A 12827-nucleotide genomic window follows, 5' to 3' on the forward strand; every position below is an offset into this window, starting at 1 on the left:
GTAAGTGCAGTTCACCTTTTGGGTGGATGACGCTGCGGCCAGAGCGTTTCGTGATGATAGGTCTCGGCCAGCGTCAGCAACGCCTGATCATTTCCGTATCGCCCGATCACTTGCAGCCCCATCGGCAGGCCATTTGTGCCAAAGCCCGCGGGCACCGCCAGGGCGGGAAGACCGATCAGACTGGCCGGGATCACCAGTTCCATCCAGCGATGATAGGTATCCATCCCCTGCCCCGCTATTTCGGTCGGATAGGGTTGGTCCACGGAAAACGGCCAAACCTGCGCCGTCGGGGCCGCAAGCGCGTCATATCTGTCAAAAAGTGCCGCTGCAGTTCGGAACCATGCCGACCGCATCTCGCTCGCCTGCTGCACCTGCTCAGCGCTCAGCGCCGCGCCGCGCTCGGCCTCCCAGACGCCGGTATCCTTTATCTGACGGTGGGTCTCGGGCACCTGCATCAGGGGTTTCAAGTCGGCCCAGATCGACCAGCTCCGAAGGGTTGTCCAGCTCTCCCACAGCGCCTCGCGCGAAAAAGGCATAGGCACCAGTTCCACCTCGCACCCGGCTTTTTCGAACACGTTTAAGGCCGCCTGACATAGATCGAGTATGCCTGGCTCCATCGGCCATACGCCGCCCCAATCTCCCAGCCAGCCGATCCGTTTACCACGCAGATCAGTTGCCTTGGCACTGAACGTTTCCTCGGCAAAAACACCGGGCTGGCGCGGGTCGGGCCCGGCAATGACATTGAGCAAGAGCGCCAGATCAGCGGGGCACCGTGCCATCGGCCCGTTGGTTGATAGCCGATGCAAATACATGTCACCGGCTGGCTCAGCCGGTACGCGCCCCCAGCTTGGCCGAAATCCGTAGATATTGTTCCATCCTGCCGGGTTTCGCAGACTACCCATCATGTCCGATCCGTCGGCAATGCTGACCATGCCGCTGGCCAATGCCACGGCCGCCCCCCCTGACGAGCCACCGCATGTCAGGCCTTCGTCGTATGGGTTGCGTGTCACGCCATGAACCGGGTTGAAAGTGTGGCTGCCAAGTCCGAATTCCGGAGTGTTGGTCTTACCAATGAAAATCGCCCCCGCTGCGCGCATTCGCGCTACATGCAGAGCATCGGTTTTCGCCACCTTGCCCGCAAAAACAGGTGACCCTTCCGAGGTAACCAACCCGGCGACATCGGCCAGATCCTTGACCGCCACAGGTAACCCGTGCAACGCCCCCCGACCGCTTACCTGATCGGCTGCCCGGGCTTCCGCCAGCAGCTCATCCGCGTCGCGCAGGGCCACGATCGCATTCAGAGCGCCATTGACCTCTCCGATCCGCGTCAGCGTTGCACGCATCAGCTCTTCCGCGCTCAGCTTGCCTTGCGCCATTAACGCGACCTGCGTGTCGGCACTCATCTCGTGGATATCAGTCATGTAGGCAGGCTAGCTGCCCGCGGGCAGGAAACAAGCCCCCGCTTCTTCCTTGCGCAAATACTCCGGGGCAACGCCAGGCACGAATGGCAGGGACAGCGCGCCCTATCCTAGTCCTAGTCCTAGTCCTAGTCCTCGCCCTGCGCCTCGGCTCGCGATTTGCCGCTGACATCCATCGCCAGAGTCGCCGCCATGAACGGATCAAGATCGCCATCGAGCACCCCTTTGGTGTCCGAGGTTTCGTGATTGGTACGCAGATCCTTGACCATCTGATAAGGCTGCAGAACATAAGACCGGATCTGGTTGCCCCAGCCGGCGTCACCCTTGTTTTCATGCGCCTCGTTGATCGCGGCGCTGCGCCGGTCCAGCTCTAACTGATAGAGCCTCGATTTCAGTGCTTTCATCGCGATATCACGGTTTTGGTGTTGTGATTTCTCGGAGCTTGTCACCACGATCCCGGTCGGATGGTGGGTGATCCGCACAGCAGAATCCGTCGTGTTAACGTGCTGCCCGCCCGCCCCGGAACTGCGATAGGTATCGATGCGGATATCCGCCGGATTGACGTCGATCTCGATGTCGTCATCCACCACCGGGTAGACCCAGACCGAACAAAACGACGTGTGCCGTTTGGCGGCGGAATCAAACGGCGAGATACGCACCAGCCGGTGCACGCCGGATTCCGATTTCAGCCAGCCATAGGCATTGTGTCCGCTGATCTTGTAGGCGGCGGATTTGATTCCAACCTCGTCCCCGGACTGCTCTGACTGCAACTCGACGTTATAGCCGCGCTTCTCGGCCCAGCGGACATACATCCGCGCGAGCATGCTGGCCCAATCGCAGCTTTCGGTGCCCCCGGCGCCGGCGTTGATCTCAAGAAAGGTATCATTGCCATCGGCTTCGCCATTAAGCAGTGCTTCAAGCTCTTTCGCGGCGGCCCGTTTCGCGAGCTTTTTCAGCGTGGTTTCAGCGTCCGATACGATCTCGGCGTCGTCTTCCATTTCACCCATTTCGATCAACTCGACGCTGTCATTCAGCTCTTGCTGGATACCATTATGAATGTCCATCGCATCGACCAGGCTTTGGCGGTCGCGCATCAGTTTCTGTCCCTTGGCCGGGTCATCCCAAAGGTTCGGGTCTTCGACCCGTGCATTGAATTCCTCAAGCCTATGCTGCGCGCTTTCCCAGCCCATGCGTTGGCGCAAAAGCTCCAGCGATTTTTCGATCTCGGCAACAAGTGTCTGGGTCTCAGCGCGCATTCGGGCGTCCTGCTCGTTTGGGGAGGGTTGCTCAGGTCAGGGTGATAGCGCAGCACTCAGGCACGGGCAAGATCAGCCGTGAAATACCGGGCAATGTGGAAACCACATGCGTCCCAACAGGTTAATAGAGACCGCCCGAACTCAACTCGCCAAACGAAGCCTTGTCACCAACCTGAGCCGTGCTCCCGGTCGACGTGGTGACTTCGCGAATCTGTTCCGTCTCACCCGCGCTGAACAGATCAAGGTCCGATCCCATCGCAAATCCGCCATCGAAGATGTAACCAAATATTGGATCTTCACCGTCGCGGAAATATTCGGCGACAACAAAGTCGCCATTTGCGTCTGGAGGCAGCGGCGCGCCTGAATAGCGGTCAATCTTGATGAAATGACCACCCGGGGGCACCCGGAATTCGCCGCCACCGTATTTTTCTACCGCCTTGGTCATGAACTGTTGGAAAACCGGGCCGCACATGGTGCCGCCATAGGCGCTGCGGCCCAGAGAGCGCGGCTGGTCGAAACCAATGTAGCATCCGGCCACGATATTGCTTGTGAACCCAATGAACCAGACATCCAGCGCATCGTTGGTGGTGCCGGTTTTCCCGGCGACGGGCACCGGCAGGTTGACGTGGCGCGCCGCAGTGCCGCGATCGACCACACCACGCATCATCGAGGTCAGCTGATAAGCGGTGATCGCGTCAATCGCGCGCTTCCGGTCCGACACAATCCTGGGGCCGCGTGCGTCTGGAATCGCCGGGTCGCTGCAATCGACACAGTCGCGCTGATCCTGCCGATAGACGGTTTTGCCATAGCGATCCTGCACCCGGTCCACCAGCGAGGGGCGCACCCGTTCGCCGCCATTTGCAAACATGGCGTAGGCGGCAACCATCTTGTACAGCGTCGTCTCATCCGATCCGAGGGCATTGGCAAGGTACTGCCCCATATTGTCGTAAACACCAAAGCTCTCGGCATAGGCGGCGACCGTGTCCATCCCGACTTCCTGCGCCAGCCGGATCGTCATCAGGTTCCGTGACTGTTCAATCCCCGTCCGCAGTGGTGTCGGGCCGTAGAATTTGTTCGACGAATTGCGCGGTCGCCACAGCCCTTGCGGCGTATCTATTTCGATGGGTGCGTCGATCACGATTGTGGCAGGCGAATAACCACTGTCCAGCGCCGCAGCATAGACGAAAGGTTTAAAGCTTGATCCCGGCTGGCGCTGCGCCTGTGTTGCGCGGTTAAAAACTGAATCCTGATAGGAAAAACCACCCTGCATCGCCAGCACGCGTCCGGTGTTTACATCCATCGCGACAAACCCGCCCTGGGCTTCCGGCACCTGCCGCAATGTCCAGCGAATGAACGTATCGCTTTCGTCATCCATCATCCGGCGCACATGCACTACGTCGCCGGGTTCAAAATTGCTTTTGAAGTCACCGCTCATCCAGGCGATATCCTTGCGCGGAACAACCTGCGGCTCTGTCTCCGTCTCGGCGACGCCATCGATGCCGATACGCATGCGTTGATCGCCAACATCCAGCACTACGGCCGGATACCAATGCCCGTCCAAGTCAATGTCACGCGCGATGTCCAGATTGGCCAGAGCAGCACGCCAGGCTGGCTCATCCCCCAGCACCTCGGTCGGAATCTTCTTGTCTGCCTTGCGCCATCTGCCCAGGCCCCGGTCATATTTCTCAAGCTGACGCTGCAATGCATCAGCGGCCTCGACCTGCATTTCAGGATCAATCGTTGCCCGTACGGACAGACCGCCGCTGAAAAACTCACCCTCACCGAAATCCTCGCTCAATTGCCGGCGGATTTCATCGGTGAAATAATCGCGCGGGGGCAAGGATTTGGCATAGGGTTCGAAATCACCGTTCTGCACGCTGCGCAAGGGTTGTTCGACCTCGGCCAGATAGACCTCCTGATCGAGATAACCGTTTTCGAACATCTCCCGCAGCACGAAATCACGCCGCGCTTTCAGGCGCGTTTTCTCACGCACCGGGTGATAGTCGCTGGGCGCTTTTGGCATCGACGCCAGAAAAGCCGCTTCATGTGGCGCCAACTCGGTCAGAGTCTTGTTGAAATAAGATTGCGCTGCGGCGGCAACCCCATAACTGTTCTGGCCCAGAAAAATCTCATTCATGTAAAGCTCTAGGATGTCATCCTTGCTCAGCGTGTCTTCAATTCGCGTGGCGAGGATGATTTCCTTGATCTTGCGTGCGATCTTGCGGTCTCCGGACAGCAGGAAGTTCTTCATCACCTGCTGTGTGATGGTCGAGGCACCGCGCACATCGCGGCCACGCGTCCGCACCGCATCAAAAATCGCCGCCGCGATACCGCGCGCATCATAGCCCCCGTGCGAGTAGAAATTCTTGTCTTCGGCCGAGATAAAGGCCTGCTTGAGTAGATCGGGAATATCCTCAGCAGGAGTGAACAGGCGGCGCTCCTGAGCGAACTCGTCGATGATCCTGCCCTCGCCGGAATAGATCCGGCTGATCGTGGGCGGTGTGTAGTTGGCGAGGGATTCGTGGCTGGGCAAGTCCCGGCCATAAACATGAAAAACTGCCCCGATGCTTAGTGCAATCACCATGATACCCAGCGTCAAAACGCTGAAAATCGTACCGAAAAATGTCAGTATCCCACGTAACACACCAGTCCCCACTCATCGCTTAGATGTCATATAGGCATCCGTCCGCAGATCGTCAAAACACATAAGATTGCATCCTGCGCCAGTTTCCGCCCAACGGTTCACTGTCGCACCAACTCCGCCGCAGCTGCATCGGCAATCGACCACGCCTTGATGGCGTCCGCGATACCCTGCGCCAGATCCCCGCGCCACTTGGCGTCGGTCAGGTTCTCAAGGTCGCGCGGGCTTGAGAGAAACCCAAGCTCCAACAGCACCGACGGAATATCAGGCGATTTCAGCACCGAAAACCCGGCGGCGCGAATGGGGCGCGAATTTACAGGCAGGCCATATTCACCAATCCCCAGGATCAAAGCTTCGGACAGCAGCATGGCGCGCGGCATCGTCTCCTGGCGTGCAAGATCGATCAGAACATCGGCCACAACGTCATCGGTGCCGCTCAAATCAATCCCCGCCAGTATGTCCGACCGGTCATGCCGTTCCGCCAGCGCGGCACTGGCCTTGTCCGACGCGCTTTCCGACAGGACATAGGCCGTTACGCCAGTCGCCTGTCCTTCGGTCACCGCATCCGCATGTAACGAGATCAGCAGATCACCCTCAACCTGATGGGCGATCGCAACGCGACGATCCAGTGAGACAAAGCTGTCATCCTCGCGTGTCAGCACCACCTCGAAACCACCAGCACGAATAAGCGTTTCCTTCAGCTCCCGGGCAAAACTCAGCATCAGCTCCTTTTCGACCGCGCCTTCCTTTTCGGCGCCGGGGTCGATCCCGCCGTGGCCGGGATCAAGCACCACCCTTATCAGCCTCTCGCCGCTGCGTCCGGTTTTGACCTTGGCGGCGCTGGCGCCCTCGGGCAACTCCCAACCCGGCATCGCGGGCGCGCCGGAGTGGGCAGCGAATTCCTCGGCTTCGCCCTGCCGCAACACCACTTCAAGCGTGGCGGAACCGTTCGTATCATCTATATGCATCGCCGTGGTCTGCATCAGGTAAGGGCCATCAAGATCCACAACCATGCGCGACCAGCCAGGGCGAAACCCGCCCACGCGCACATTGCTGATTCGGTCGCTCCGGTCCAGCTCGCGCGGGGCCATATCGCCCCAGTCCACTTCGCGGAAATCCAGCACCAGCCTGCGCGGCGCATCCAGCGTAAAGGCGCGATACGGCACCCCTTGCGACAATTTCAGATCCAAGACCACGGTGCGTCCCCGGTCGCTGATCTTGCTCGCCGCGACATCCAGTCGCGCCAATCCACTGTACTCCTGCGCCACCACAGCACAGCAACAAACGCAGGCCATAAAGGCCAGACATATTCTGATCATCCTGCTCTTCCGCCGTTCTTCCGGTCTTCGTTGCCGCAGAGTACACCAGCCGTAGCGCCATTGCACTTCTTCTTGGCTAAATACTCGGACAATGACCTCCTCAATCGCTGCCACGCTCGGTCATGAAGTGGCGCAGGCGCCGCAACCCTTCCTCGATATCCGCCGTGGAGCGGGCATAGGAAAAGCGGATCGTCCCTGCCCCGCGCGCAGGGTCAAAATCCAGCCCCGGTGTGACCGCCACACCGGCCTGTTCCAGTATCTCAGTCGCAAAGGCGCGGCTGTCATCCGTCAGATGGCTCACGTCGGCATAGACATAAAACGCCCCATCTGGGGGCGCGATGCGGTCAAAGCCAGCTTGCGGCAACCCGTCGAGCATCAAGGTCCGATTTGCACGGTACACCTCCAGATTGGCCTGCAACTCATCTTTGCACTCCATCGCCGCAAGCGCCGCCACCTGGCTGGCATGGGGCGGGCAGATGAACAGATTCTGCGCCACACGTTCGATCACCCGCACATGATCCTCGGGCACCACCATCCATCCGATGCGCCAGCCCGTCATGCTGAAATACTTGGAAAACGAATTGATCACGTAGCAATCGTCGCTGATTTCCAATGCGCTGACCGCATGCCTGTCATACTCAATGCCGTGATAAATCTCGTCACTGATAAAGGCGGCTCCCTGCTCTGCCGCCGCCTGCATAAGCGCCGCCAGCGCTTCGCGGTCCAACATCGTTCCGGTTGGGTTTGCCGGGCTTGCCACCATCACCCCGGCCAGATCGAGCCCCGCCAGATCACCCGGCACCGGCTGAAGGCGGTTTTCCACTGCCGTCTCGATATCGACCGGCACCAGATCAAGCGCTCGCAGTATCTGCCGGTAGCTGGGATAACCAGGCGCGCCGATGCCCACACGGTCACCTGTATCGAAAAGCGCGGTGAAGGCCAAAATGAATGCGCCCGAAGATCCGGATGTCACCACAACCCGGTCAGGCGACAGATCGACGTTATACCATTCGCCATAAAGCTGTGCGATCCGGGTTCTGAGCGCGGGCAAGCCCAAAGCCACGGTATAGCCCATCGCATCATCCACCATCGCCTTACTCAACGCCGCGCGGGCGCCCGCCGGTGCTGGCGTGCCCGGCTGGCCCACTTCCATGTGGATGATGTGCCGCCCCGACGCTTCTGCCCGGCGCGCCGCCTCCATCACATCCATCACGATGAAAGGATCAATCTGGCTTCGCCTTGAGTTCCGCATGTATTTGCTCCTAACTGGGCGCGAGACATGCCACCTTTCACTAAGAAAGCCGCTGACCGTCAATGCTTGTTCTTCGTCTTCTTGTGCTTTGCGCCTTCCTGACCGTAATCAACGCCCCCTCGGTAAAAGCGCTGACGCTGCTCCGGGACCCGGATATCGAATACGCGCTGAAGCAGCTTGCAGCACCAGTGCTCAAGGCGGCAGGGCTCAGCCCGACACGGATCGATATTCTTGTGATTGATGATCGCCGTCTCAATGCGTTCGTGGTCGATAGCAACAGTATTTTCATTCACTCTGGTCTGCTGCTTAAAATGAAAAACGCCGCGATGCTGCAATCGGTACTGGCGCACGAGGCCGCGCATATCGCCAACGGACATCTGGTCAGACGCCCCGTTGCCGCGCGCAATGCGCGCACCGCTGCGGGTCTTGGGGCAATTCTGGCCGCTGCCGCCGCCGTCGCCGCAGGCGGCTCAGAAGCAGCGGGCGCTGTCGCTCTGGGCGCGCAGAACACGGCGCGACGGCTCTTTCTCGTGCATACAAGGGCCGAAGAGAATTCCGCCGATAACAGCGGCATGCGCTATCTGGCGCGTGCCGGCATTGATCCCCAAGGCGCGGTCGACGTCATCGATATCTTCCGCGGACAAGAGGCGCTTTCAGCGGCGCGTCAGGATCCTTATGCCCGCACCCATCCGCTATCCTCTGATCGCTACCGGCTGGTGAAACGCCTGGCAGACGGCTACAAAGATAAGGCTCGCCCTAATCCGCAGGCCGATTATTGGTTCACCCGGGCCAAGGGCAAGCTTTCAGCCTTTCAGCGCTCGCCCAAATGGACGCTCACCCGGGCGGGCGAAACCGGATACGCGGATGTCAAACTGATGCGCCAGGCGGTCGCCCATCACCGGAACACCAACCTGAAAAAGGCGCTGACCGCTATCGACGGGGCGATTGGTCAGCGCCCCAAAGACCCTTTCCTCCACGAGCTGCGCGGCCAGATTCTGATAGAAAGCCGTCAGACCAAAGCCGCCGTTGCCGCCTATGCCCGCGCCGCCAACCTCGCGCCAAAAAACGCCCTTATCCTTGGTGCTTACGGCCGCTCGCTTCTGGTATCCGGACAGACCCGGAAGGCACAGCAATTCCTTGAACAGGCCCGCGCCCGAGACGGCCGTGATGCGCGGGTGCTGCGTGATCTGGCCGCCGCGCATGCCAAGCAGGGCAATAACGGCATGGCATCGCTTGTCACCGCCGAACGATATGCGATGCAGGGTCGGCTGAAAGACGCCGGCATTCACGCGCAACGCGCCTCCGATCTTTTGCCACGCGGCTCCGGCGGGTGGCAACGGGCGCAGGATGTGCTATTTGCTGCACAAGCCGCCAGGAAAAGGAAATGACGTCATGATACGATCTCTGTGGATTGCCACCGCATTGGCAACCTCTCTCGCCCTGCCCGCTCAGGCGCTTGATCTGGAACAGATGGACGATACGGAACGCGCCGCGTTTCATGCTGAAATTCGCGCCTATCTGCTGGAAAATCCCGAAGTGATCATGGAAGCAGTCGCGGTCCTTGAAGAACGGCAGGCTGCCGCTCAGGCACAGGATGACGTCGATCTTGTCAAAAGCAATGCCGGGGCCATTTTTGAAGACGGCCATTCCTGGGTCGGCGGCAACCCCGAAGGCGACATCACCCTGGTGGAGTTCATGGATTACCGCTGTGGCTATTGTCGGCGCGCCTTCGTCGAGGTGCATGATCTGCTCGAAAAAGACGGCAATATCCGGTTCATCGTGAAAGAATTTCCCATCCTGGGCGAGGAAAGCACGGTCGCGTCACGTTTCGCCATCGCAACGCATCTTCTCCACGGGGACGAAGCCTATAAAGCCGTTCATGACGCACTGATCGCTTTCAACGGAGCCATCAATGAGGCCACGCTCAGCCGTGTCGCCGAGACGCTGGGATATGAACCGGACGGTATTCTTGATCATATGGAGAGCGAAGAGGTGAGCGATATTATTTCGCAAAACCATGCGCTTGCGCAGCAGCTTTCTATCAGCGGAACGCCCTCTTTTGTGATGGCTAACCAGATGCTGCGCGGCTATCTGCCCGCGGACGAAATGCTGAAAATCGCCGACGAGATCCGCACTCAGTAGAAGCAGACACAAAAACCCGGGACGGTGGTCGGAGCGCCGTTCAGCCACAGACGCGCGACCGACCGATCGTGCCGCGGCACAGATATGGCGCGTCGCCGGGCTTTCTGGATTAGCTCCGTTATTCCGCCGCCTGGGCGGCACCCGCCTCGATATCAGCCGCGCGTGCTTCGACCTGCTCGACGATATGCTCGATCATCTGATCGTTGGACATCTTGTGACTTTGCTTGCCGGCCAGATAGACCATGCCGATTCCGGCGCCGCCCCCGGTAAAGCCCACATCGGTCATCAGCGCCTCACCCGGGCCGTTGACGACACAGCCGATGATGCTCAACGACATCGGTGTCTCGATATGTTCCAGCCGTTTCTCCAGCGCTTCAACGGTCTTGATCACGTCAAACCCTTGGCGCGCGCAGCTGGGGCACGAAATGATGTTCACTCCCCGATGCCGCAGCCCCAGGGATTTGAGCATCTCATAACCCACTTTCACCTCTTCAACCGGATCGGCGCTCAGGCTTACTCGCAGCGTGTCGCCAATGCCCATCCACAGCAGGTTGCCCATGCCTATGGCCGACTTGATCGTGCCCGACATCAGCCCCCCCGCCTCGGTGATCCCTAAATGAATTGGCGCATCGGTGGCCTCGGCAAGTTTTTGATACGCCGCGGCAGCCATGAAGACATCACTGGCCTTCACGCTGATCTTGAATTCATGAAAGTCGTTATCCTGCAGGATGCGCATATGCTCCAACCCGCTTTCGACCATCGCGTCTGGGCACGGCTCGCCATATTTGTCCAGCAGGTGCTTTTCCAGCGACCCGGCATTCACCCCGATCCGCATCGAACACCCATGATCGCGCGCGGCAGCGATCACCTCGCGCACCCGGTCCTCGGAACCGATATTGCCCGGGTTGATGCGCAGACAGGCCGCACCGGCCTCGGCGGCTTCAATCCCGCGTTTGTAGTGAAAATGGATATCCGCGACGATGGGCACCGACACCTCTGCCACGATATCCTTCAACGCCTTCGCGCTGTCCTTATCAGGAACTGAGATCCGGACAATGTCCGCACCCGCGTCTGCGGCTGCCTGTACCTGCGCCACCGTCGCCGCCACGTCACGCGTGTCGGTATTGGTCATGGTCTGGACCGAGATCGGCGCGCCGCCCCCCACGGGAACCGACCCCACCATGATCTGGCGGCTTTCCCGACGATAGATGTTTCGCCACGGGCGAATATGGTTCAGCGACATTGCGCAGCCCTGTCATTTCAACACGTTTTCATCTCTTAGATAGAGTGCCTGCCCCTCGCCCGCAATGTCTGCAAGTGTCGTGCGACGTATATCTGCGACCGATCTGCAACCTTGCTTCGTTGGATACAGGGAGAATTGAAGTCGTTTTCGATGGGGAGACTGCCACCGGTCAAAAACACCATGGTCGCGTTCGCCCCAGAATTAACGGAGCTCGTATCTAATACAATAATTTATACGGAAAACTTAAAGCGCAATATTTTGCTACAGATCACTCCTGCGGCAATGCGTTACCGCCAGCGGTCTGCAATTCGGCGACGTAGCGCGAAAGATCTTTGTCCTGACTCAGATCTGCCACTGACAACGCACCAGTCAGCCGTTCTGCGTCCAGTTCGAACCCTGACGTGACCGAGCCGCCCTGACCTACCGGTCCGTAGTGCTGGCCGTTCACGGCAAAATAGATCGACCCCGATTCCCCGGCGCGCAATGTCGCGGGCTTTTCCGTATTGGGCACGTCGTAACTGTCGCCCGCATTCAGAATACCTTCGAAGATCACGCTGTTATCTGCGGCCCGTACCCGTACCCATGCCGGACGCACCGCCACGATCCTGACGCCAGGGGCCGCATCGGCCACCACTTTGGGGCTGTTGGTCGCGGTCAGGTTTTCGGTCACCACCGGTTCGATATCAAATGGCGATCCAAAACGCCCGGCGACTGCATATCGCGTGTCAGTCTCAGGCAATGACGGGCGGATGGTGCCCACTTCAGACGGATCCAAGGTTGAAATCGGCGCGTCGCGTGCCACCAGCACCGGTACATCCAATGCTTCGGGCCGATAGAGACGGTCCAACCGGTCATCCACCGGAGGCTGGAAAACCCCGGCGTCGGCCACGGCCACATCTTCTGTGTCACCCCGGCTTACGACGCCCTCAAGCGGGTCAAGATCAGACAGAACATCAGGCGTATTCTCAACCGGTGCAAACTGCACCCTCTGCACTTCGTTCAATACGCTCCAGCCGCCATAGCCTATACCTCCGATCAAAGCGACCAGCACAAGCGCCGATCCGATCGCTCCCGGTTCGATTTGCGAGAACATACCCTCCGACGCCGGAGCAAACGGCGTATTTGGCGAAATCAGCGGATCATTCTTGCCGACACTGCGTCGGATCGGTTCGCTGGGTTTGCGGACTGATGACGCCTCGGCCGACATGCCGTGGGCGGTCGAAAATCCGCTTTCCGTACAGAAGTTTTTGAACGCCTCATCCGGATCCATGTTCAGATAACGCGCATAGGAGCGCACGTAACCGGGAATGAATCCGGGTGTATCAAAGGCGTCGGGATCGGCGTTTTCGATCGCAGCCACGTAATTGGCCTTGATCCTCAATTCGCGTTCCACATCCAGCAGTGATTTGCCCATCGTGGCGCGTTCACCGCGCATCACATCGCCTAGTCGCAACTCGAAAGCGTCGAAACCGCGGGCTTCGACCTCTTCCGTTTCGTCATTGCGCGAAGAACGACGCCGTATCATGAACGCTGCCTCTTACCAGACCTGACTGCCC

General features: G+C 59.4%; 9 protein-coding genes. 2 read left to right on the plus strand and 7 right to left on the minus strand.

Annotated elements, in window-relative coordinates; genetic code table 11:
• Nucleotides 1-11: 11 nt before the first annotated feature.
• From LC334_RS14185 to LC334_RS14205, 5 genes are all read right to left on the minus strand, one after another.
• Nucleotides 12-1421: an amidase gene (locus tag LC334_RS14185; RefSeq protein ID WP_085801147.1), complete on the minus strand. Its 1410-nt coding sequence runs from the start codon at nucleotides 1419-1421 to the stop codon at nucleotides 12-14.
• 125 nt (nucleotides 1422-1546) lie between these two features.
• Entirely contained in the window at nucleotides 1547-2674 is a 1128-nt protein-coding gene (gene prfB, locus LC334_RS14190) for a peptide chain release factor 2 (protein ID WP_085801146.1), read from the minus strand.
• A 121-nt stretch (nucleotides 2675-2795) separates the two neighbouring features.
• Nucleotides 2796-5318, minus strand: coding sequence for a penicillin-binding protein 1A (locus LC334_RS14195; RefSeq protein ID WP_085801145.1), 2523 nt, complete (start codon nucleotides 5316-5318; stop codon nucleotides 2796-2798).
• 98 nt (nucleotides 5319-5416) lie between these two features.
• Nucleotides 5417-6634, minus strand: coding sequence for an N-acetylmuramoyl-L-alanine amidase (locus LC334_RS14200; protein WP_085801144.1), 1218 nt, complete (start codon nucleotides 6632-6634; stop codon nucleotides 5417-5419).
• 100 nt (nucleotides 6635-6734) lie between these two features.
• Nucleotides 6735-7886, minus strand: coding sequence for a pyridoxal phosphate-dependent aminotransferase (locus LC334_RS14205; RefSeq protein ID WP_085801143.1), 1152 nt, complete (start codon nucleotides 7884-7886; stop codon nucleotides 6735-6737).
• Between the two features lie 62 nt (nucleotides 7887-7948).
• Between LC334_RS14205 and LC334_RS14210 the strand changes: the two genes are divergently transcribed.
• Both LC334_RS14210 and LC334_RS14215 read left to right on the plus strand, forming a co-directional pair.
• Nucleotides 7949-9274: a M48 family metalloprotease gene (locus tag LC334_RS14210; protein WP_085801142.1), complete on the plus strand. Its 1326-nt coding sequence runs from the start codon at nucleotides 7949-7951 to the stop codon at nucleotides 9272-9274.
• A gap of 4 nt (nucleotides 9275-9278) precedes the next feature.
• Nucleotides 9279-10028: a DsbA family protein gene (locus LC334_RS14215; protein WP_085801141.1), complete on the plus strand. Its 750-nt coding sequence runs from the start codon at nucleotides 9279-9281 to the stop codon at nucleotides 10026-10028.
• Between the two features lie 118 nt (nucleotides 10029-10146).
• On the opposite strand, the gene ispG is transcribed toward LC334_RS14215, so the two are convergent.
• Both ispG and LC334_RS14225 read right to left on the minus strand, forming a co-directional pair.
• Nucleotides 10147-11271: a flavodoxin-dependent (E)-4-hydroxy-3-methylbut-2-enyl-diphosphate synthase gene (ispG, locus tag LC334_RS14220; RefSeq protein ID WP_085801140.1), complete on the minus strand. Its 1125-nt coding sequence runs from the start codon at nucleotides 11269-11271 to the stop codon at nucleotides 10147-10149.
• A 268-nt stretch (nucleotides 11272-11539) separates the two neighbouring features.
• Nucleotides 11540-12796 (minus strand): helix-turn-helix domain-containing protein, encoded by a 1257-nt coding sequence (locus LC334_RS14225; RefSeq protein ID WP_085801139.1) that lies wholly within the window; start codon nucleotides 12794-12796, stop codon nucleotides 11540-11542.
• Nucleotides 12797-12827 lie beyond the last annotated feature (31 nt).

Origin of the sequence: Roseovarius aestuarii (assembly GCF_019966515.1) — a bacterium.
Lineage (GTDB): Bacteria > Pseudomonadota > Alphaproteobacteria > Rhodobacterales > Rhodobacteraceae > Roseovarius > Roseovarius aestuarii.

Coding starts and splice junctions, on each gene's coding strand:
- LC334_RS14215 (WP_085801141.1), top strand. CDS start 9,279: ATGATACGATCTCTGTGGATTGCCACCGCATTGGCAACCTCTCTCGCC.
- LC334_RS14225 (WP_085801139.1), bottom strand. CDS start 12,796: ATGATACGGCGTCGTTCTTCGCGCAATGACGAAACGGAAGAGGTCGAA.
- LC334_RS14200 (WP_085801144.1), bottom strand. CDS start 6,634: ATGATCAGAATATGTCTGGCCTTTATGGCCTGCGTTTGTTGCTGTGCT.
- prfB (WP_085801146.1), bottom strand. CDS start 2,674: ATGCGCGCTGAGACCCAGACACTTGTTGCCGAGATCGAAAAATCGCTG.
- ispG (WP_085801140.1), bottom strand. CDS start 11,271: ATGTCGCTGAACCATATTCGCCCGTGGCGAAACATCTATCGTCGGGAA.
- LC334_RS14210 (WP_085801142.1), top strand. CDS start 7,949: ATGCTTGTTCTTCGTCTTCTTGTGCTTTGCGCCTTCCTGACCGTAATC.
- LC334_RS14185 (WP_085801147.1), bottom strand. CDS start 1,421: ATGACTGATATCCACGAGATGAGTGCCGACACGCAGGTCGCGTTAATG.
- LC334_RS14205 (WP_085801143.1), bottom strand. CDS start 7,886: ATGCGGAACTCAAGGCGAAGCCAGATTGATCCTTTCATCGTGATGGAT.